We start from the raw sequence: 21289 nt of genomic DNA on the forward strand, positions 1-21289 counted from the left end.
GACTCGTCAGATGGATATCTGGTCATGAATGACATTACCCCACATAAAATTAAAACCGGCGGCGATCCGCGTACCCTGCCGGATTATGCAGCCCTACGTGATGAGCTGAGTAAGCTGACCCATCCGGCGCGCCCGGACGTCAACTGGCAGTATGCCGAAAGGCTCTGCCTTTCATTATTTGAACAAAACGGTGTTGAACTGCAGACGGCAGCCTGGTATACGCTTGCGCGGACGCATCTGGCCGGATTGTCTGGTTTGAATGAAGGACTGGCCATACTGGAGGCCCTGATCGGCCATCAGTGGGGCGCGCTCTGGCCTCAGCCTGTACATGCCCGTATGGAAATTCTCAGTGGCCTGAGTCAGCGTCTGCAGCAACGGATGCGCACGCTCCTGCTGAATGACAGTGACCTCTGCCAGCTATATCGCGCGGAGCAGTTGCTTACCGGTCTCTGCGTCGTGCTACAGCGCCTGGAACTTAAACATCTGAGTCAGTTTGCTGCCTTGCGTACGCTGATGCACAACAATGCCGCCCGGCTGGAAAACAGTGATAACACCTCCGGTTGTGCCGGGGCGACCATCGAGCCGGGTATCGTGCTGCCTGCTACGGTAATGAATGGTTCAGGGGGCGCAACGAGCGACCTTGTCGGTCGTCCGCCTGAAGGGCGTCGCGCGCCGGATAGTACCGCGAAGTGGGTGTATGTCGCGCAAGCAGAACAGCAGGCGAATATCGAAGTACAGGCGGCAATGCCCGCGCCGGTAAAAAAATCGCAATCCTTCGCCGCCGGGATGTGCACCATGCTGGTGGTAAGCGTAGCGACGGTGTGGGGTTGGCATACCCTGCTGCGGCCTGATCCACTGCAAACTCAGCTCGCAGCCTCACTGGCGCCGTTACCCGCAACACTCACACCTGCACAGCTGGATGCGTTGCGCCAGCGATCCTCGTTATCACCCGCGATAATCACACAAACGCAGCAGCAGCTTGCCCGACTGGACAAGCTCCCCCCTGACTGGAATATCGTCTGGAGCAGGCAGCTTCTGGAACAGGCTCAGACGCTTTGGCCGGAGCAGGCTAAACCTCTGGCGCAACAGTGGCAGCAACAACTTACTGCTGCCTCAATGCCGGCAGAAAATCTCAATGGCTGGTATCAGGGGATGACAACGCTACACAAACTGAGCGACAGGCTGAACGGGCTTGATGAGCAGAAAGGCAAATACATGACGGTCAGTGAGCTGAAATCGGTGGTCTTTTCCGCCATGCAGTCCTTTAATCAATCCATACCCGCTGAAGAGCAATTGCGGGCATTATCACAAACACCCGCTGGCAAACCTTTACCGGTTGCTGACAGGACGCAACTGGAGATGCATCTCAAGCAACTGGCTGCCCGTTATGCTGAAATAAAACAGCAGGCGTCGAAATAAAAATTATATTATTCAAGGGAGTTAGCGAACGGTGTCGGGTTGCGGCGAACGGCTAAGAAGTGTCCCCTGCAGGAATCGAACCTGCAACTAGCCCTTAGGAGGGGCTCGTTATATCCATTTAACTAAGGGGACGAAGCGGCGGGAGTATAGCGTTTTTTTCCTTGCCCGTTAAGCATCTATGGATTGACTGCTTAAACTGTCGCCACTTAAGGGTGTTTTTTGGCCTTGAGCCGCTCTTTTTTGGCGTTGCTCATGTCGTTACGAATCTGCGCATGACTAAGTAGCGCAAAAATAAACGTCCCGCCGCAAATGTTGCCAGCCAGCGTCGGCAGCGCGAAGGGCCAGATGAAGTCCTGCCACGGTAGCGAGCCGTTGAAGACCAGGTAGAAAATCTCGACGCTGCCGACCACAATATGGGTGGTATCAGCGAGCGCAATCAGCCAGGTCATCATGATGATCACCACAATTTTTGCCGCGCCGGCGGCGGGAAACATCCAGACCATGGTCGCCACCAGCCAGCCGGAAATAATCGCATTGGCGAACATTTCAGACGGCGTATTTTCCATGACCTTTAAACTGATCTCCTGAAACGCGCCGCGAGTGGCATCGTCAAAAATCGGCATCATATTAAAGGCCCAGGCCGCAATTGCCGTACCGACCAGGTTACCGATGAGCACCACGCCCCAGAGCCGTAACAGGAGGCCAATATTTCCGGGCGTCGGTTTATGCATGATGGGTAATACCGCGGTGACGGTATTCTCGGTAAACAGCTGCTGGCGAGCCATGATGACAATAACAAACCCGAAGGTATAACCCAGATTCTCCAGTAAAAAACCGCCGGGGAGCTCGCCCAGGTGGACATGGAAAATCCCTTTTGCCACCATCGATGCCCCCATCGACAGACCGGCGGCTACCGCTGACCACAGAAGAGCAAGGGCATCGCGCTCCAGCTCTTTTTCCCCTTCCTGACGGATCTCTTCATGGGTAGCCATCGCCCGCGAGGGCAGGCGCTCCTCGTTAACCTCAATCGGTTCGCCATCCTGTTTTTCATCGCTTTCAACCTCCACATCTTCGTTATGATGGCTGGCGTAAGGTTTGGGATCTGTCGTCATGGCATTTCCTCCTGCGTTTTTTTGTTCTCATAAGCGTAGCGATATTTCATCCGGCTGGCCCGGGATAACCTCCTGAATTTTTACTAATGGCAAGATTAGCAATACGGATATTGCAAAATATGTATAGAATCAGGGCGCAACAATTATGCCAAAGAAGGCTATGCTGAAAGCAGGCAGCAGATGCATCTGCTTCAGGCGGTATCGTAATGGAGGCGTAGTCCCCGGATTACCCACAGCAATAGCCAAAATTAACAGGGAGACACCTATGAATTTTCGCCTGTCGGCGCTTGCGCTTGGCGCCACATTGCTGGTGGGATGTGCCAGTTCCAGCTCTGGCGATCTGCCGCAGGGGCGTTCAGACCCGCTTGAAGGGTTTAACCGTACGATGTTCAACTTCAACTTTAACGTGGTGGATCCGTACGTGCTGCGTCCGGTTGCCGTTGCCTGGCGTGATTATGTCCCGCAGCCAGCGCGCAACGGGCTGAGTAACTTTACCAGCAACCTTGAAGAACCGGCGGTGATGGCAAACTACTTCCTGCAGGGCGATCCCTATAAAGGTATGGTGCACTTTACCCGCTTCTTCCTTAACACCCTTCTGGGGATGGGCGGCCTGATTGATGTCGCAGGAATGGCGAACCCGAAACTGCAGCGTGTTGAACCGCATCGCTTTGGTAGCACCCTGGGCCACTATGGCGTGGGTTACGGCCCTTATATGCAGCTGCCGTTCTATGGCAGCTTTACGCTGCGTGATGAAGGCGGTGATATGGCTGATGGCCTTTACCCGGTGCTTTCCTGGCTGACCTGGCCGATGTCCATCGGTAAGTGGGCGGTTGAAGGGGTTGAGACCCGTGCTCAGTTGCTCGATTCCGACGGTCTGCTGCGCCAGTCTTCCGACCCGTATATTATGGTTCGCGAAGCCTACTTCCAGCGTCATGACTTTATTGCCAGCGGCGGTAAACTCACGCCGGCTGAGAACCCTAACGCTCAGGCGATTCAGGGCGATCTGAAAGATATCGACTCGCAGTAAACAGAATTAAAGATGACAACAAAAAAGGGTGAACGTGAGTTCACCCTTTTTTTATGCTGCCAGACCTATCAGAAGCGGTAGTTGAAGTTCGCGCCGTACAGCCAGGCTTTGCCTTCAGAACGGAAGGTGTAAGGACCTTCTTTAATTTCTACGTGCTGACCATGCATGTATGAAACACCCACGTCAACCGAAGCATCTTTGTTGAAGGCATAGGTGGTACCCGCGCTCAGCCACAGACGATCCTGATCCGGGATGGAGATAGAACGAGTGGCGGCAGGTACCGGGCTATCATCGAAGGCGATACCGGTACGGAAGGTCCAGTTATCGTCGTAGTAATAGGTGGTACCCAGCGCGATGCGGTAGGCGTCCTTAAAGCTTTCATCTTTATAGAACAGCGTTTGGCCGTTGCTGCCGGTCGCTTTCAGCTCCTGGAACTGGCTCCAACTGGTATAAGCAAGGCTATAGTGCACGGCCCATTTTGGCGCCACGCGGTTATAACCGGACAGCTCCCACATTTCAGGCAGGTTCAGAGTCAAAGAACCATTGGTCGTTTGACCGTTGGTGCCCGCCGGAAGCCCGAAGTTACCGAGGATCTGGTTGTACGCGGAAGGTAAGCTGCTTTTGTAATTACCGTCAAAGTCGATTTTCACTTCGGAACGATAGGTGAAGCCATAGCGGTTATTCTTATCCAGTTCATAAAGAATACCGGCGTTCCAGCCAAAGCCCCACGCGTTACCGTTGAGGTGAGCAATTTGCGTATCGGCAGGAATTTTCGATACCGGGCCGGCCAACTGCGGCGGCAGTGCGCCAGAGCCCGCCACGATTTGCCCCAAATCGCCCGCAAAGCGTTCAATCTTCGCTTTCGCATATACCGCATCAAACCCTAAGCCAAAGCTCCAGTGGCTATCCAGACGATAGGCGCCGCTCAGGTTGAAGTTGGCGGTGGTCAGGTCTGTTTTTCCGCCCATGCTACCGGCGGCATAGTCATCGGCGTATTCGGTCGCCAGACCATAGTTAGAGGTGATAGACGCCCCCCAACCAAACCGATCGTTAATCGGCGAAACAAAGTGGAAGTTAGGCACCCACGCGGTTGGCGCAATGTTATCGGCGTTCAGGCTTTTGCCTGTCGGAGAGCGACCGGAAACATTGACGTTAGGGTCGACGAAGACTGCGCCCGCAGACATCGTCGGGCGATCGAACATCATGATCAATGCTGGGTTACGGCTGGCATTGCCCGCATCGTCAGCAATTGCACCTTCACCGGAATAGGCGCGGCCCAGACCTGATGAAGAGAATTCATTTAACTGGAAGCCTGCTGACCAGGCCTGTGTTGAAACAAGTGCTACAGCCACTGCGAGGGCAGATTGGGTAAAGCGGGTTTTCTGGCTCATGCCCATAACCTCATTGAGTTATTTTTATATAAACTATGTTACATGCCGTAACAGAAGCGCGAAGTGTAGGGTCTGCTTTACGACAGAGAAATCAGACCAGTGCGCTGAGTATAGGTCTGACCAGATAAGATGTTGCAAGTTTGTTTATAAGTTTTTTCATTTGTGATACGAAAAAAGCGATCCAGTTGGCAAAATTGCCCTCGTCCGCCTTATCTAAACAAGGCATTTTTTGTTTTGGATCATTTTTAAGTGTGATTTCGGTCACTCAGGACCGTTGTCGCCATTAACGACTGGAGGCCGGGGGACGCCGCGCGTAAAATAACCTCATTATTTGTCTGGCACCTTGAGTGCATATACAGAGGAAATCTACGATGAGTAAATGTAGTGCTGATGAAACCCCGGTTTGCTGCTGTATGGATGTTGGCACCATTATGGACAACACCGATTGCACCGCCTCTTACAGCCGGGTTTTCGCCCATCGCGCCGAAGCGGAACAAACTCTCGCCGCATTGACTGAGAGAGCACGCGGCGTGGAATCTGAACCGTGCAAAATTACCCCGACCTTTAGCGATGCTGCAGGCGGTGTACAGCTGGATATCGATTTTGTTTTCTGCTGCGAAGCCGAAACGCTCATTTTCCAGCTCGGTCTGCGTTAATTTCTCCTCAACGCCCCTCCCGCCAGGGGCGTTATCTTCTCCCTCCTGTGTTTTGGCTCTCACTTTTTCTCTTCGCCGATTGGCTTAATGTAAAAAATTAGTTAAAACTGGTATCAGGTCAGACCACTTGGTTTTATCGGTTAACAGGGGAAAGTCATGAGTCAGGTATTACCGCTTGTCACCCGTCAAGGCGATCGCATTGCCATTGTCAGCGGTTTACGTACGCCGTTTGCCCGTCAGGCCACGGCATTTCACGGTGTTCCCGCCGTTGATTTGGGGAAAATGGTGATCAGCGAAATGCTGGCTCGTAGCGATATTCCCCCGGAAATGATTGAACAGCTGGTATTTGGCCAGGTGGTGCAGATGCCGGAAGCGCCGAATATTGCGCGCGAAATTGTCCTTGGCACCGGCATGAGCGTACATACCGATGCCTACAGCGTAAGTCGGGCCTGCGCCACCAGTTTTCAGGCCGTCGCCAACGTCGCAGAGAGCCTGATGGCCGGAACGATCCGCGTCGGCATTGCCGGCGGGGCCGACTCTTCATCCGTTCTGCCTATCGGCGTCAGTAAAAAGCTGGCCCGCACGCTGGTGGATGCCAATAAAGCGCGCACTCTCGGGCAGCGTCTGAAGCTCTTCTCCCGTTTACGGCTTCGCGATCTTTTACCGGTACCGCCTGCGGTGGCCGAATATTCGACCGGGCTGCGGATGGGCGATACCGCAGAGCAAATGGCAAAAACATGGGGGATTACCCGCGAGCAGCAGGACGCGCTGGCGCACCGTTCGCACCAGCTGGCGGCGAAAGCCTGGGAAGAGGGGAAGCTGGCCTCTGAGGTGATGACCGCGTACGTGCCGCCGTTCCGTGAGCCGCTGGAAAACGACAACAATATTCGTAAAAATTCGACGCTGGCGGATTACCAAAAATTACGTCCGGCTTTTGACCGCCGGCATGGCACGGTCACTGCGGCAAACAGTACGCCGCTAACCGACGGTGCCGCGGCGGTGATCATGATGACCGAGTCTCAGGCCAAAGCGCTGGGCTTAACCCCGCTGGGCTACCTGCGCAGCTACGCCTTTACCGCCATCGATGTGCGCCAGGATATGCTGTTAGGGCCGGCGTGGTCAACGCCGCTGGCGCTGGAAAGGGCGGGACTGACGCTGGCTGATTTAACGCTTATCGATATGCATGAGGCTTTTGCCGCGCAGACGCTGGCGAATCTTCAGTGCCTGGCCAGCGACCGCTTTGCCCGTGACGTTCTCGGACGCTCGCAGGCGACCGGGGAAGTCGATGAAAGTAAATTCAATGTTCTCGGTGGCTCCATTGCATACGGGCATCCTTTTGCTGCCACCGGCGCGAGGATGATAACCCAGACGCTGCATGAACTGCGGCGCAGGGGAGGCGGATTTGGCCTGGTTACCGCCTGCGCGGCCGGTGGCCTCGGCGCGGCGATGATTCTGGAGGCGGAATAATGGACATGACATCGGCATTTACTCTTGATATTCGTCCGGACAACGTCGCCGTCATCACCATCGATGCGCCCGGTGAAAAGATGAATACCCTGAAGGCCGAATTTGGTCAGCAGGTGCGGGCGATCGTTCGCCAGATTCGTGACAATAAATCCCTACGCGGCGCGGTGCTGATTTCCGCAAAGCCGGACAATTTTATCGCCGGCGCGGATATTAATATGATTGCCCGCTGCGCCACCGCTCAGGAAGCGCAAGCGCTCGCCCGCCAGGGGCAACAAATTATGGCGGAGATCCATGGGCTGGCGATTCCGGTGATTGCCGCCATCCACGGCGCCTGCCTGGGCGGCGGTCTTGAGCTGGCGCTGGCCTGCCATGGGCGGGTGTGCAGCGATGACGAGAAAACACGTCTGGGGCTGCCTGAGGTCCAGCTGGGGCTGCTGCCGGGCTCTGGCGGCACCCAGAGACTCCCCCGACTGATCGGTGTCAGCGGCGCCCTCGAGATGATTCTGACCGGCAAACAGCTTCGCCCGCGTCAGGCGTTAAAGGCGGGTCTGGTGGATGAGGTGGTTGCGCAATCTATTCTGCTGCAGACGGCGGTGGAACTGGCGCTGAAAGGGCGGCCGGCGAGCCGCAGTATGCCGATCCGCGAGCGGGTGTTGGCCGGACCGCTGGGTCGCAGCCTGTTGTTTCGGCTGGTGGCGAAAAAGACCCGGCAGAAAACCCAGGGCAACTATCCGGCCGCCGGGCGTATTCTGCAGGTGATTGAAAATGGATTGGCCCACGGCTGTAGCAGCGGCTACGCCGAGGAAGCGCGCGCCTTCGGTGAGCTGGCGATGACGCCGCAATCCCAGGCATTACGATCGATATTTTTTGCCAGCACCGATCTGAAGAAAGATCGCGGCGCCGATGCGCAGGCCGGGCCGCTGACTCGAATCGGCGTTCTCGGCGGTGGTCTGATGGGCGGCGGAATTGCTTATGTTACCGCCTGTAAAGGCGGGCTTGCGGTGCGCATCAAAGATATTCAGCCCCGGGGAATTAACCATGCGCTGAAATACAGCTGGGATCTGCTGGATAAGCAGGTTCGCCGCCGCTATCTGCGGGCCAGCGAGCGGGATCGCCAGCTGGCGCTGATTTCCGGCACCACGGATTATCAGGGATTTGCCCATCGCGATGTGGTGATCGAGGCGGTCTTCGAGGATTTAGCCCTTAAACAGCGGATGGTGGCCGAGATCGAGGCACACTGCGGCCCGCAGACGATCTTTGCCTCCAATACCTCTTCGCTACCCATCGGCGACATTGCGGCGCAGGCCAGTCGACCGGGGCAGGTGATTGGCCTGCATTTCTTCAGCCCGGTCGAGAAAATGCCGCTGGTTGAAGTGATCCCCCATCAGCATACCGATCCGCAGACGATTGCGACGGTAGTGAAGCTGGCCAAAATGCAGGGGAAAACGCCGATCGTCGTGGCGGATAAAGCGGGTTTCTACGTTAACCGTATCCTGGCGCCCTATATCAACGAAGCGATGCGCCTGCTCATGGAAGGTGAACCCATTGAGCATATTGATAAGTCACTGGTGAAATTTGGTTTTCCCGTCGGGCCTGTTCAACTGCTGGATGAAGTCGGGATTGATACCGGAACCAAAATTCTGCCGGTACTGGAAGCCGCGTGGGGAGAACGTTTTAGCCCGCCTGCAAACATCATTGATGCGATCTTGAATGACGATCGCAAAGGTAGAAAAAATAGCCGCGGTTTCTATCTTTATGAGACAAAAGGGCGTACAAGCAAAAAACGGCCTGATGCTGCGGTCTATTCGCTGCTGGGCATTTCTGCGCCTCAGGCGCGCTTGTCCGCGCAGCAGATAGCCGAGCGTTGTGTCATGATGATGCTTAACGAAGCCGCGCATTGCTTCGATGAACAGGTCATCCGCGGTGCCCGCGATGGCGACATTGGCGCGGTGTTTGGTATTGGCTTCCCGCCGTTTCTTGGCGGCCCGTTCCGTTATATGGATAAACTCGGGGCGGGTGAAGTTGTTGCCATCTTGCAACGTCTGGCCGCTCAGTACGGCTCACGGTTTACCCCATGCGAAAATTTATTGCGCATGGCCGGGCAGGGGGCAACCTTTTGGCCCGCTGCTGAACGGATGACCTAAGTTCTGGTCAAAGAAGATAAATCCGGCGATGAATGACGCTGTTGGCTGGCTGTTTTGTAAACAATCATTGACTATACTTACGCCATTGAGGTAAAAAACAGCGTTTCATTCGTTGGATGAATCAGGCACAATGCCCGGCCACCGGGTCGACTGCGTGCTATCTACGCAGGTAAGACTGCGGTGCTTCTGGTTAACAAAAGCGGTGCAATATGCAAGTTTTTATCATGCGTCACGGCGACGCTGCCCTCGATGCAGCCAGTGACTCGGTTCGTCCCTTAACTGTTTGTGGTTGTGATGAGTCCCGTCAGATGGCAACCTGGCTGAAAGGTCAAAAAGTGGATATTGAACGGGTTCTTGTCAGTCCTTACCTGCGTGCTGAACAGACGCTGGATGTGGTAAGAGAGTGCATGGACCTGCCCGAGAATGTCGACGTGATGCCGGAGCTCACGCCGTGTGGCGATGTTGGCATGGTCAGCGCCTGGCTTCAGACGCTGAACAATGAAGGTGTTTCAACGGTGCTGGTTGTTTCGCACCTGCCGCTGGTGGGGTACCTCGTCTCAGAGCTGTGCCCGGGGGAGACTCCCCCGATGTTCACCACTTCGGCTATTGCCTGTGTCACCCTTGATGCCGATGGTAAGGGCGAGTTCAACTGGCAGATGAGCCCCTGCAATCTGAAGATGGCGAAGGCTATCTGACTTCCCCCGGAGCATCCGTATTACGGAAGCTCCGGCGGCTGCCACTCTTCAACTTCAATCAGCACCAGCAGTGCGGCGTCTCCGCCGTACTCTTTTGGCGCCTGATGAAAAGCCATGATGTGCGGGTGTTGCGCAAGCCAGAGCGGCGTTTGCTGCTTGAGGATGTGTTTCCCGTGTCCGTGCATCACGCAGGCGCAAAAGACATGCTCGCGACGGCAGGCGGCGATCAGCGCCCCCAGCTCCTGCTTCGCCTGCTGCTGGGTCAACCCGTGCAGATCGAGAAACAGCTCCGGCGAATAATCCCCGCGGCGCAGTTTTTTCAGTTCAAAATGGCTCACGTCCGGGCGAACATATTTGACCGCCCCTTCGGTATTCAGCAGCGGCTGAAACTCATCGGAAAAATAGTGGCTGTTATCGGCCTGCTCCTGAAGTAAGCGCTTTGGCGGTACCTCGGTGATTTTCTTGCGCAGCGGGCGGTGCACGATGGTGTCTTGTTTAATCTGACGCGTGCCGGTCATTAACTGACGGAACAACGCCTGATCCTCGTCGCTTAGCGATGTTTTCTTTTTCATTGCCCACTCTCATCATTTCTTTTCGCTAGTTTACCCGACTCGGCCTCTGTTCAGGCAAGCAAAACGTATTTTTCCCCGTCCGCCCGACGTAAGAATGCTGATTTATCGCCGTCTTCGTGGCAAACTAGCCGCCGAATTTACAGTAGAGCGTGTCCTGGAGGATGGCGTGGATAAAATTTTTGTTGATGAAGCGGTCAATGAGCTGCATACCATTCAGGACATGCTGCGTTGGGCGGTCAGTCGTTTCAGCGCGGCGAATATCTGGTACGGCCATGGCACGGACAACCCGTGGGATGAGGCGGTACAGCTGGTTATGCCATCGCTCTACCTGCCACTGGATATCCCGGAGGATATGCACTCCGCACGCCTGACTTCCAGCGAGAAACACCGCATCGTTGAGCGCGTGATTCGCCGGATCAACGAACGTATTCCGGTTGCCTATTTGACCAATAAAGCCTGGTTCTGCGGCCATGAATTTTTCGTGGACGAACGTGTGCTGGTGCCGCGTTCGCCGATCGGCGAGCTTATCAATAATCACTTCGCTGGCCTGATTGACTACCAACCGCAGCACATTCTGGATATGTGCACCGGCAGCGGCTGTATTGCTATCGCCTGCGCTTACTCTTTCCCGGAAGCGGAAGTGGACGCGGTGGATATCTCCGTTGATGCGCTGGCCGTTGCCGAGCAGAACGTGGAAGCGCACGGTTTGATCCATCAGGTCACGCCGATTCGTTCCGATCTGTTCCGCGACCTGCCGAAAGTGCAGTACGACCTGATCGTCACCAACCCGCCGTATGTTGATGAAGAAGATATGTCCGATCTGCCAGGCGAGTATCGTCATGAGCCGGTGCTGGGCCTGGCTTCCGGTAGCGATGGCCTGAAGCTGACGCGCCGTATCCTCGGTAATGCGCCGGATTATCTCAGCGATGACGGTATTCTGATTTGTGAAGTCGGTAACAGCATGGTACATCTGATTGAGCAGTATCCGGACGTGCCGTTTACCTGGCTTGAGTTTGAAAACGGCGGGGACGGCGTCTTCATGCTGACCAAAGCGCAGCTGATCGCCGCCCGCGCGCATTTCGGCATTTATAAAGACTAAAACAACACGCAAACATGACGGAGCCGTGATGGCAGGAAACACAATTGGACAACTCTTTCGCGTCACCACCTTCGGCGAGTCGCACGGTCTGGCGCTGGGCTGCATTGTTGACGGAGTGCCGCCGGGCATTCCGCTGACTGAAGCTGACCTGCAGCACGATCTGGACCGTCGTCGTCCGGGGACGTCGCGCTACACCACCCAGCGCCGTGAACCGGATCAGGTGAAGATCCTCTCCGGCGTATTCGAAGGCGTGACGACCGGGACCAGCATTGGTCTGCTGATTGAGAATACCGATCAGCGTTCTCAGGACTATGGCGCGATTAAAGACGTTTTCCGTCCTGGGCACGCTGACTATACCTACGAGCAGAAATACGGCCTGCGCGATTATCGCGGCGGCGGTCGTTCCTCTGCGCGTGAAACCGCGATGCGGGTGGCGGCTGGCGCGATTGCCAAGAAATACCTTGCGGAAAAATTCGGCATGGTGATTCGCGGCTGTTTGACCCAGATGGGCGATATTCCTCTGGCGATCAAAGACTGGGAACTGGTTGAACAAAACCCGTTCTTCTGCCCGGACCCGGATAAAATTGAAGCGCTTGATGAACTGATGCGTGGCCTGAAAAAAGAGGGCGACTCCATCGGAGCAAAAGTGACCGTGGTCGCCGACGGCGTGCCTCCGGGACTCGGTGAGCCGGTATTCGACCGTCTGGATGCCGACATTGCCCATGCGCTGATGAGCATCAATGCGGTGAAGGGCGTGGAAATTGGCGATGGTTTTGAGGTGGTGAAACTGCGCGGCAGCCAAAACCGCGATGAAATCACTAAAAATGGTTTCCAGAGCAACCATGCGGGCGGCATTCTTGGCGGTATCAGCAGCGGCCAGCAGATCGTCGCGAATATCGCGTTGAAGCCGACTTCCAGCATCACCGTGCCGGGCCATACGATTAATCGTCACGGTGAAGAAGTTGAGATGATCACCAAAGGGCGCCACGATCCTTGCGTGGGCATCCGCGCGGTGCCGATCGCGGAAGCCATGCTGGCGATCGTGCTAATGGATCACTTTATGCGTCAACGCGCGCAAAATGGCGACGTGACGACATCAATTCCACGCTGGTAATCGATGAAAAAAACCGTTATCGCTCTGCTGGCGCTCCTGGCCAGCTCTGCCTGCCTTGCGGCGACGCCGTGGCAAAAAATCACCCAGCCGATTAGCGGCAGCGCGCAGTCAATTGGCGCATTTGCGAACGGCTGCATTGTCGGCGCGCAGGCACTGCCGCTGAGTGCGACCAGTTACCAGGTCATGCGCACCGACCAGCGCCGTTACTTCGGCCATCCGGACCTGATCCAGTTTATACAGCGCCTGGGTAATCAGGTGCAGAGTCAGGGAATGGGGACGCTGCTGATTGGCGATATGGGGATGCCGGCAGGCGGGCGCTTTAACGGCGGACATGCCAGTCACCAGAGCGGGCTGGATGTTGATATCTTCCTTCAGCTCCCGCAGACGCGCTGGAGTTCAGCGCAGCTCCTGAAACCCCAGGCGCTGGATCTGGTGTCTCGCGACGGCAAGAGCGTCGTGCCGTCACTGTGGAGCCCGCAAATCAGCCATCTGATTAAACTGGCGGCAGAAGACAGGGATGTAACGCGCATTTTTGTGAACCCGGCAATCAAGCAGCAGCTGTGCCTGGATGCCGGCAACGATCGCGCCTGGTTACAGAAAGTCCGACCGTGGTTCCAGCATCGTGCGCATATGCACGTTCGTCTGCGTTGCCCGGCGGGTAGCCTGGAGTGCGAAGAACAGGCGCCACCGCCGCCAGGCGATGGCTGCGGCGCTGAGCTACAAAGCTGGTTTGAACCACCGAAACCTGGAACAACCTCTCCTGTGAAGAAGACGCCGCCTCCGCTGCCGCCTTCCTGTCAGGCGCTACTGGATGAGCATGTGCTGTAATGGAAAGCTTTATTGAGCTGTTTATGGTGTCGCCGACGGTACTGGTGGCGCTGTTTTTTGTGGCCGTTCTGGCGGGATTTATTGATTCTCTGGCGGGCGGCGGCGGACTGCTGACGGTTCCGGCGCTGATGGCGGCAGGGCTGCCTCCGGCGCAGGCGCTGGCGACAAACAAACTGCAGGCCTGCGGGGGATCGCTTTCTGCTTCGCTCTATTTTATCCGCCGCAAGGTGGTGAGCCTGGCGGATCAGAAGCTCAATATCCTGATGACCTTTATCGGCTCAACCGCCGGTGCGCTGCTGGTGCAGCACGTCCAGTCCGATATTCTGCGCCAGATCCTGCCGGTGCTGGTGATCGGCATTGGCCTGTACTTCCTGCTGATGCCAAAATTAGGTGAAGCAGACCGTCAGCGTCGTCTGTACGGTCTGCCGTTTGCCCTGGTAGCCGGCGGCTGCGTAGGTTTTTATGACGGTTTCTTCGGCCCAGGCGCCGGCTCTTTCTATGCGCTGGCTTTCGTCACCCTTGCCGGGTTCAACCTTGCCAAATCCACCGCTCACGCCAAGGTGCTCAACGCGACATCGAACATCGGCGGGCTGCTGCTGTTTATCATCGGTGGGAAAGTGATTTGGGCGACCGGATTCGTGATGATGGCGGGGCAGTTTATTGGTGCCCGTGCCGGTTCGCGGCTGGTTCTGAGTAAAGGACAATCGTTGATTCGTCCGATGATTGTGGTTGTCTCCGCGGTGATGAGCGCGAAACTTCTTTATGACAGCCACGGTGCTGAAATTCTTCAGTGGTTGGGAATTCATTAATGCAACAGCAACACCATTATCAGCAGCTGATCGCTATTTTTGACGGCTGCTTTGCCGATGATTTTAATACCCGTCTGATTAAAGGCGATGACGAACCGATCTATCTTCCGGCAGATAGCGACGTGCCGTATAACCGCATTGTGTTTGCCCATGGCTTTTACGCCAGCGGTCTGCATGAGATTTCTCACTGGTGCATCGCGGGTAAAGCGCGTCGCGAGCAGGTTGATTTCGGCTATTGGTACTGCCCGGATGGCCGTGATGCCATGACCCAGTGTCAGTTTGAAGATGTTGAGGTGAAACCGCAGGCGCTGGACTGGCTGTTTTGCGTGGCGGCAGGTTTTCCGTTTAACGTCAGCTGCGACAATCTGGAAGGCGACTTTGAACCTGACCGCATTGCCTTTCAGCGGCGGGTTCACGCACAGGTTATGACCTTGCTGGAGCAAGGGATCCCTGAACGTCCGGCGCGCTTTATCCGCGCGTTACAAGAATATTATCAGACGCCGCCACTGACGGCAGAACAATTCCCGTGGCCGGAAGACCTGCAATAACGCCACGTTTGACACTAGAAGAGGAAAGACAATGCTCGCGGAGTTTGAATCACGCATTCTGGCGTTGATTGATGAAATGGTAGACCACGCCAGTGATGATGAACTGTTTGCCAGCGGCTATCTGCGCGGCCACCTGACGCTGGCGGTAGCCGAGCTGGAAGGGGGGGACGATCACTCTGCGAAAGCGATCAACGAGCGGGTGATGCATAGCCTGGAGAAAGCGATCGGCGCAGGCGAACTGTCGCCGCCGGACCAGATTCTGGTGCAGGGAATGTGGAATAATTTATATCAGCGGGCAAAGCAATAAACCTCTGAGCGCCGGGCCTGAAAATCCGGCCAGGTAGCGCGACGCCGGGTCTCCCCTGATGTCGCGCTGCTGTTGACTCAACCGACCGCTATCACTGCCGCCCGGCTTATTTTACCGCTTTTCCCTTCAGCAGTTTCCGCACCCATAATCGATTTGGATTCAGCGCCGCCAGCGTCTCTCTGTCCAGCGGCAGCGGTTCGTGGCTCATCTGCGCCGCCAGTATTTCCGCCGTCAGCGGGGCGGAGCATAGCCCGCGCGAACCCAGCGCCCCCAGCACGAACAGATTGCGATAAACCGGGGCCGTCGGCGCCAGCGTTTTGTGTTCGGCCAGCGTCGCGGACTGCGTTAACGTGGCGTCATAATCCGGTACATTGCCCACCATCGGTAAGTGATCGCGGGTGGCGCAACGCACGCCGCAGCGGGCGTCATTTCCGCTGGTATCCACCTCTCGCGCCCATGTCGCCTGCGGGAAGCAGTCGATCAGCCGCTGGCGGTTTTGCTGTTGATCATCGACGCTAAAGGTCGGCTCTGTCTGCCCACGATGGTAGCTGGCGCCGATGCAGTGCTGCTGATGACGTGGATTCTGTGGCGTCAGGTAGCCGTCGTAGCACAAGACCTGGCGCAAAGCTGACAGCGCAGGCGTGGTCGGAATATGGCTCACCTGTCCCCCCACCGGATACGCCGGCAGCCGTGCAGTCTGAGGAAAGTCGGTCAGATGATGGCCGTTTGCCAGCACCACCACGTCATGACGCAGCTGCTCATTGAGCCGCCAGCCGTCATGGTCAGCAGTCAGCGTTGTGACCTTCACGTTATATCGGGTGCGCAAACCCCGTGTCGCCGCCAGCGCTAAAAGTTCTGCCGTCAGCTGCTGCGGACAGAGCCAGCCCCCGGAAGGATAGGTGATTCCCGCGCAGCCGGTTTCCACGCCAGCGAGCTGTGCGACGGTTTGCGCGCTGACGGCAGCGGCAATTTCTGTCGGCAGGTCGAGGGCCAGCATCTGCGCGATTTTCTGTTCGCTCTTCTCGTCCCAGGCAAGCTGGGTGACGCCGCACCACTGATGGTCGAACATGATCGGCAGGGCATCATACAGACGACGGGCGAAGGTAAATGCCGCCGGGAAGAAGCGAGCCAGCGCCGGATCGTGCTGGCTAAGCAGAGGGTAGAGCGCTCCCTGGCGGTTACCGGATGCGCCTTCAGCCGGGGCATTATCCGCGCAGTATAAGGTAACTTGCCAGCCGCGGCGGAGCAGCGCGAGTGCGAGCAGGGCGCTGGCGATACCGCCGCCGACAATCGCCGCATCGCGTTGCTGGCTACCGGTTCGTGCAAACCAGGGCGTGCGGGCGGGAATATTCAGGGTCCGGGTCATTTCACCAGTCAGCATTTCGCGTTTACGGCCGAACCCTTTGTGTTTGTGCATGGTAAAGCCCGCTTCCTGCAGGCCGCGACGGACAAAACCGGCGGAGGTAAAGGTGGCCAGCGTGCCGCCCGGCCTGGCGAGGCGGGCCATTGCCCCGAACAGCTCAGGCGTCCACATATCCGGATTTTTCGCCGGCGCGAAACCATCAAGAAACCAGGCGTCGACCTGCTGATTCAGCGAGTCATCAAGCTCGTGGGTCAGCGTATTAATATCCCCGAACCACAAATCCAGCGTGATGCGCCCGTCATCCAGCAGCAGGCGATGGCAGCCAGCGATCGCCGGCGGCCACTGCGCCTGCAACTGTTCTGCCCACGGTGCCAGTTCCGGCCAGTGCTGATGGGCCCGGCGCAAATCGGCGGAGGTCAGCGGAAATTTTTCAAAACTGATGAAATGTAATCTTTGCAGGGTAGCTTCAGGATTATCACGGCGAAAAACATCAAACGCCTGCCAAAGTGTCAGGAAGTTGAGACCGGTGCCGAACCCGCTCTCGGCGACCACAAACAGCGGGTGTGGATGGGCCGGGAAGCGTGCATCAAGGCGGTTGCCGCCGAGGAATACGTAGCGCGTCTCTTCCAGACCATTGTCATTGGAAAAGTACACGTCATCAAAATCTCGGGAAACAGGTGTACCCTCAGCGTTGAATTCCAGGTTGGCAGGTTGTATGGCGTTTTGTTTCACGTAAGTTACTCGAATCTCAAGGCGTAGAACGATCTTAACGATGTGTGCCTGGGGGCGCAAATTTATACACAAAATGGCTGATCGGACTTGTTCGGCGTACAAGTGTACGCTATTGTGCGACTCGAAACTTAAAATAGTGTGACTTACAGAGGTATTGAATGAAACGTGCAGTGATTACTGGCCTGGGCATCGTTTCCAGCATCGGTAACAACCAGCAGGAAGTCCTGGAATCTCTGCGTGAAGGGCGCTCGGGGATCACTTTCTCTCAAGAATTCAAAGATTCTGGTATGCGCAGCCACGTATGGGGTAACGTTAAACTGGATACCACAGGTCTTATCGACCGCAAAGTGGTACGTTTCATGAACGATGCCTCTATCTATGCTTATCTCTCTATGCAGCAGGCTGTCGCCGATGCTGGGCTGACAGAAGAAGTTTATCAAAACAACCCTCGCGTGGGCCTGATTGCGGGTTCCGGCGGTTCTTCTAAATCTCAGGTGTTCGGCGCAGATGCGATGCGTAGCCCGCGCGGCCTGAAAGCCGTCGGTCCTTACGTTGTAACCAAAGCGATGGCTTCTGCGGTATCCGCTTGCCTCGCCACTCCGTTCAAAATCCACGGTGTGAACTATTCCATCAGCTCCGCTTGCGCGACCTCAGCACACTGTATCGGCAGCGCGGTTGAACAAATTCAGCTTGGCAAACAGGACATCGTTTTTGCGGGCGGCGGCGAAGAGCTGTGCTGGGAAATGGCCTGTGAATTCGACGCCATGGGCGCACTGTCCACCAAATACAACGAAACGCCGGATAAAGCGTCCCGTACTTATGATGCGCACCGCGATGGCTTTATTATCGCCGGCGGCGGCGGTATGGTTGTGGTTGAAGAGCTGGAGCATGCTCTGGCGCGCGGCGCGCACATTTATGCGGAAGTGGTCGGCTACGGCGCGACTTCTGACGGCGCGGACATGGTTGCTCCGTCTGGTGAAGGCGCAGTGCGTTGCATGAAACAGGCGATGGCCGGTGTCGACACGCCGATTGACTACCTGAACTCCCACGGGACTTCGACTCCGGTCGGCGACGTGAAAGAACTGGGTGCCATTCGCGAAGTCTTCGGCGACCACAGCCCGGCTATCTCCGCGACCAAAGCGATGACCGGCCACTCCCTGGGCGCCGCGGGCGTACAGGAAGCGATCTACTCTCTGCTGATGCTGGAACACGGCTTTATTGCGCCAAGCATTAACATCGAAGAGATGGATGAGCAGGCAGCGGGTCTGAACATCGTCACCAAACCGACCGAGCAAGCGCTGACGACCGTGATGTCCAACAGCTTCGGTTTCGGCGGCACCAACGCCACGCTGGTGATGCGTAAACTCACAGCGTAAGCGGCTGGTTTTTCAAGCGATATGTTCAAAGGGAGCCTGCTGGCTCCCTTTTTGTCGTCTTGACAGGGCCGGACCTCTGCAGGCAAACTGCTGCAAAACATTATCACCCCGATAATGCGTAAGCGTTTAACGTCATCCAACGCGCCTTAACCCTGATAATCAGGTGGAGGGGGCGTGGCTATGACCTCGCCTTACTCTGCGAACTGGAGTAAAGCATGTCCGCAGCGACTGAAACAACACATACCTCTGCAGCGAATATTCCCTTATTTCGTATTACCTTTGCCGTTTTTCTGACCTACATGACAGTGGGCCTGCCGCTACCCGTGATCCCGCTTTTTGTCCACCATGAGCTGGGTTTCGGTAACACGATGGTGGGCCTTGCGGTGGGCATTCAGTTTCTGGCGACGGTGCTGACCCGGGGCTACGCGGGTCGTCTGGCCGATCAGCATGGCGCCAAACGCTCGGTGTTGCAGGGCATGTTCGCCTGCGCATTAGCCGGGGCGGCGTGGCTGCTGGCCGCGTTACTGCCGGTTTCCGCGCTGGCGAAATTTGCGCTGCTGGTGCTCGGGCGTTTGATCCTCGGATTTGGCGAAAGCCAGCTGTTGACCGGAAATCTGAGCTGGGGGCTGGGGCTGGTTGGCCCTGCGCGTTCAGGCAAGGTCATGTCCTGGAACGGGATGGCGATGTATGGCTCATTGGCGGTGGGCGCGCCGCTGGGGTTGATTATCTACTCGCACTTTGGCGTTGCGGTTCTCGCCTGCGTCACGATGGGACTACCGCTGCTGGCGCTGGCAATCAACGGCACGGTCAGTAAAGTGCCGGCGCACGGGGGAGAGCGACCCTCGTTGTGGAGCGTCGTCGGTATGATCTGGCGTCCAGGCATCGGCCTGGGGTTGCAAGGGGTGGGATTTGCCGTGATTGGCACCTTCGTTTCACTCTATTTCGCCAGCCGCGGCTGGGCGATGGCGGGCTTCACGCTGACCGCGTTCGGCGGTGCCTTTGTGCTGATGCGTATTCTGTTCGGCTGGATGCCGGACCGCTTCGGCGGCATAAAAGTGGCGATGGCGTCGCTGCTGATCGAGGCCATTGGCCTGACGCTGCTGTGGCTGGCGCCGGATGCCTGGGTTGCCCTGGCCGGGGCGGCGTTGACCGGCTGCGGCTGCTCGCTCATCTTCCCGTCTCTCGGCGTGGAAGTCGTCAAACGCGTACCGGCTCAGGTGCGGGGGACCGCGCTCGGCGGCTATGCGGCTTTTCAGGATATTTCATGCGGTGTCACCGGCCCGCTTGCCGGGCTGCTCGCCACGTCGCTGGGCTACTCTTCCGTCTTTCTGGCGGGGGCGATATGCGCGGTTCTGGGCATTCTCATGACGCTGTTCTCCCTGCGTAAATAACCCGCTTCCCGCACTTCGGCGAGGGAGTGCGGTCAACCATGCTGGCGCCGCTATGACCTGGAGCGCAAGGATGAATTTATGCCAGGCGTGCGGACCGGGGTGGGGGCGTCATGGCCTTGTCGAGACTCAAACGCCCGCATCGCGCGGGCGTTTGAGTTTAAAGAATACCGTCCGCGATAACCCTGTCAGGCGGCGAGCAACGCGAAATTACATCACCAGCCAGAGCAGAGCGAGTAGCAGCATCAGCACCAGAACAATCACTCCCGGCTTTTTGAGCCGCCTGGTGAGCGAAGAGGGTTCCGGAGGCAGCGCGGGGATGGCCAGCGTGTCTTGCGCCCGGGCGACACGAAGCACAAAGATCTTATTCAGTAGCGTCAGAATCTGCGTTGCGCTCAATGCCGTTTGCGGCGTGACGTGCCAGTTATGCTCGGCAAAATCGACGATCTTTTGCCACTCCTGAACTTCCAGCGGCTGCTTCAGCGCCGCCTGCAGGGAGGTCAGGGTCGGGGCTGACTGCGTGCTCAGCGTCTGGCGCGCGTGTAGCCAGTAAGAGAGGGGAGTGAAGTGGGTCGCCGGAATCAGCTCACCGGTTTTCACACCGCACAGCTCCAGCATTGACTGCCAGATAAGTTTCCCGGGTTCGCCGGTTGCGGCGGCAAGGCGGCTTACCTGCTGGTTAAGCGTATTGTGCTCCGCGGGCAGCAGCGGGCGCAGAGTCGGCGGTCGCTGCAGCGGTTGCGGGATCGACAGCTGGCCGTTTTGCAGGAGCTGCAGCACATTTTGCAGCTGCTCCTGAGTCAGCGCGTGCAGCGTCGTTTGCCCATAATGCTGGCGAATATAATCGCTCACTGCCTGGCGGTTGTTTCCCTGGCTCAGCAACTCGCTTAACTGCGCCAGAACCTGGCGCTGATGGTGGTTTTGCTGCGCTACGGTTAAGCGTTGATTCAGGTTGTTTTCGGCGGCGCTAAAGTGGCACGCCAGCAGCGCTTCATCGCCTTTGAGCCCCAGATCGTGCTTGATTCCCGCCCACACTTCCGCGCTCTGTTGCGAGGTTAACGCCACCAGGCGCGTAATCAGTCGCTCGAGAACGGTACGTTGTTGCATGGTCAGCGCGGGCTCTCCGGCGACGGAAGCGCCGGTCCCCGGGGGACGATCGGACATACCTGAAACGGGTTGCGTCATATTAATCCTTTCCGTATTGCTGTACAGAGGCCCGGTGATGATGTTCCTGGCGGCGAG

Annotated in this window: 19 protein-coding genes and 1 tRNA gene; 14 read left to right on the forward strand and 6 right to left on the reverse strand. The window is 57.0% G+C overall.

Features of this window, described 5'->3' with window-relative positions; genetic code table 11:
• Nucleotides 1-24 precede the first annotated feature (24 nt).
• Complete coding sequence (locus Electrica_RS06970) at nucleotides 25-1419, forward strand: VasL domain-containing protein (RefSeq protein WP_141964059.1); 1395 nt, start codon at nucleotides 25-27, stop codon at nucleotides 1417-1419.
• A gap of 60 nt (nucleotides 1420-1479) precedes the next feature.
• On the opposite strand, the gene Electrica_RS06975 is transcribed toward Electrica_RS06970, so the two are convergent.
• Together Electrica_RS06975 and Electrica_RS06980 are read right to left on the reverse strand one after the other, a co-directional pair.
• Nucleotides 1480-1551, reverse strand: a tRNA-Arg gene (locus tag Electrica_RS06975).
• Nucleotides 1552-1625: 74 nt separating this feature from the next.
• Nucleotides 1626-2531: a formate/nitrite transporter family protein gene (locus Electrica_RS06980; RefSeq protein ID WP_131048255.1), complete on the reverse strand. Its 906-nt coding sequence runs from the start codon at nucleotides 2529-2531 to the stop codon at nucleotides 1626-1628.
• Between the two features lie 265 nt (nucleotides 2532-2796).
• On the opposite strand from Electrica_RS06980, the gene mlaA reads away from it, so the two are divergent.
• Nucleotides 2797-3558 (forward strand): phospholipid-binding lipoprotein MlaA, encoded by a 762-nt coding sequence (mlaA, locus tag Electrica_RS06985; RefSeq protein WP_131048254.1) that lies wholly within the window; start codon nucleotides 2797-2799, stop codon nucleotides 3556-3558.
• 68 nt (nucleotides 3559-3626) lie between these two features.
• On the opposite strand, the gene fadL is transcribed toward mlaA, so the two are convergent.
• The gene (gene fadL / locus Electrica_RS06990; RefSeq protein ID WP_167686224.1) at nucleotides 3627-4949 is read right to left on the reverse strand and encodes a long-chain fatty acid transporter FadL; all 1323 of its coding nucleotides are present in this window, start codon (nucleotides 4947-4949) and stop codon (nucleotides 3627-3629) included.
• Nucleotides 4950-5320: 371 nt separating this feature from the next.
• Here fadL and Electrica_RS06995 point away from each other — a divergent pair, with 371 nt between their 5' ends.
• The 4 genes from Electrica_RS06995 to sixA all read left to right on the forward strand — a co-directional run bounded on the left by Electrica_RS06995 (nucleotide 5321) and on the right by sixA (nucleotide 9911).
• Nucleotides 5321-5605, forward strand: coding sequence for a YfcZ/YiiS family protein (locus Electrica_RS06995; protein ID WP_131048252.1), 285 nt, complete (start codon nucleotides 5321-5323; stop codon nucleotides 5603-5605).
• A gap of 156 nt (nucleotides 5606-5761) precedes the next feature.
• A complete protein-coding gene (gene fadI, locus Electrica_RS07000; protein ID WP_141964063.1) occupies nucleotides 5762-7072 on the forward strand; it encodes an acetyl-CoA C-acyltransferase FadI in 1311 nt (436 codons plus the stop codon).
• Nucleotides 7072-9216 (forward strand): fatty acid oxidation complex subunit alpha FadJ, encoded by a 2145-nt coding sequence (fadJ, locus tag Electrica_RS07005; protein WP_141964065.1) that lies wholly within the window; start codon nucleotides 7072-7074, stop codon nucleotides 9214-9216. Before fadI ends, fadJ begins: the two co-directional genes overlap by 1 nt.
• 209 nt (nucleotides 9217-9425) lie before the next feature.
• Nucleotides 9426-9911, forward strand: a complete 486-nt coding sequence (sixA, locus tag Electrica_RS07010) for a phosphohistidine phosphatase SixA (protein WP_015583757.1) — start codon at nucleotides 9426-9428, stop codon at nucleotides 9909-9911.
• 20 nt (nucleotides 9912-9931) lie between these two features.
• On the opposite strand, the gene smrB is transcribed toward sixA, so the two are convergent.
• Nucleotides 9932-10483, reverse strand: coding sequence for an endonuclease SmrB (smrB, locus tag Electrica_RS07015; RefSeq protein WP_015583758.1), 552 nt, complete (start codon nucleotides 10481-10483; stop codon nucleotides 9932-9934).
• A 166-nt stretch (nucleotides 10484-10649) separates the two neighbouring features.
• Between smrB and prmB the strand changes: the two genes are divergently transcribed.
• Genes prmB through Electrica_RS07045 form a run of 6 tightly spaced genes read left to right on the forward strand, consistent with a single transcriptional unit; the run spans nucleotide 10650 to nucleotide 15188 of the window.
• Nucleotides 10650-11582 carry a 50S ribosomal protein L3 N(5)-glutamine methyltransferase gene (gene prmB, locus Electrica_RS07020; RefSeq protein WP_100682854.1) on the forward strand — a complete coding sequence of 311 codons (933 nt, stop codon included), beginning with the start codon at nucleotides 10650-10652 and terminating at the stop codon, nucleotides 11580-11582.
• Between the two features lie 28 nt (nucleotides 11583-11610).
• Nucleotides 11611-12696, forward strand: a complete 1086-nt coding sequence (aroC, locus tag Electrica_RS07025) for a chorismate synthase (RefSeq protein WP_141964067.1) — start codon at nucleotides 11611-11613, stop codon at nucleotides 12694-12696.
• Between the two features lie 3 nt (nucleotides 12697-12699).
• Entirely contained in the window at nucleotides 12700-13524 is an 825-nt protein-coding gene (mepA, locus tag Electrica_RS07030) for a penicillin-insensitive murein endopeptidase (RefSeq protein WP_141964069.1), read from the forward strand.
• On the forward strand, nucleotides 13524-14333 hold the full coding sequence (locus tag Electrica_RS07035) for a sulfite exporter TauE/SafE family protein (protein WP_141964071.1): 810 nt from the start codon (nucleotides 13524-13526) through the stop codon (nucleotides 14331-14333). Before mepA ends, Electrica_RS07035 begins: the two co-directional genes overlap by 1 nt.
• Nucleotides 14333-14881: an elongation factor P hydroxylase gene (locus tag Electrica_RS07040; protein WP_004865249.1), complete on the forward strand. Its 549-nt coding sequence runs from the start codon at nucleotides 14333-14335 to the stop codon at nucleotides 14879-14881. The genes Electrica_RS07035 and Electrica_RS07040 overlap by 1 nt, the downstream gene beginning before the upstream one ends.
• Before the next feature lie 31 nt (nucleotides 14882-14912).
• A complete protein-coding gene (locus Electrica_RS07045; RefSeq protein WP_100682817.1) occupies nucleotides 14913-15188 on the forward strand; it encodes a YfcL family protein in 276 nt (91 codons plus the stop codon).
• 106 nt (nucleotides 15189-15294) lie between these two features.
• On the opposite strand, the gene mnmC is transcribed toward Electrica_RS07045, so the two are convergent.
• Nucleotides 15295-17283 (reverse strand): bifunctional tRNA (5-methylaminomethyl-2-thiouridine)(34)-methyltransferase MnmD/FAD-dependent 5-carboxymethylaminomethyl-2-thiouridine(34) oxidoreductase MnmC, encoded by a 1989-nt coding sequence (gene mnmC / locus Electrica_RS07050; protein WP_141964073.1) that lies wholly within the window; start codon nucleotides 17281-17283, stop codon nucleotides 15295-15297.
• A gap of 158 nt (nucleotides 17284-17441) precedes the next feature.
• Between mnmC and fabB the strand changes: the two genes are divergently transcribed.
• Complete coding sequence (fabB, locus tag Electrica_RS07055) at nucleotides 17442-18659, forward strand: beta-ketoacyl-ACP synthase I (protein WP_100682815.1); 1218 nt, start codon at nucleotides 17442-17444, stop codon at nucleotides 18657-18659.
• A 215-nt stretch (nucleotides 18660-18874) separates the two neighbouring features.
• Nucleotides 18875-20050: an MFS transporter gene (locus Electrica_RS07060; RefSeq protein WP_141964075.1), complete on the forward strand. Its 1176-nt coding sequence runs from the start codon at nucleotides 18875-18877 to the stop codon at nucleotides 20048-20050.
• A gap of 207 nt (nucleotides 20051-20257) precedes the next feature.
• On the opposite strand, the gene flk is transcribed toward Electrica_RS07060, so the two are convergent.
• Nucleotides 20258-21232: a flagella biosynthesis regulator Flk gene (gene flk / locus Electrica_RS07065; RefSeq protein WP_141964077.1), complete on the reverse strand. Its 975-nt coding sequence runs from the start codon at nucleotides 21230-21232 to the stop codon at nucleotides 20258-20260.
• Nucleotides 21233-21289: the final 57 nt, after the last annotated feature.

Source organism: Klebsiella electrica, assembly GCF_006711645.1.
Taxonomy (GTDB): Bacteria; Pseudomonadota; Gammaproteobacteria; order Enterobacterales; family Enterobacteriaceae; genus Klebsiella; species Klebsiella electrica.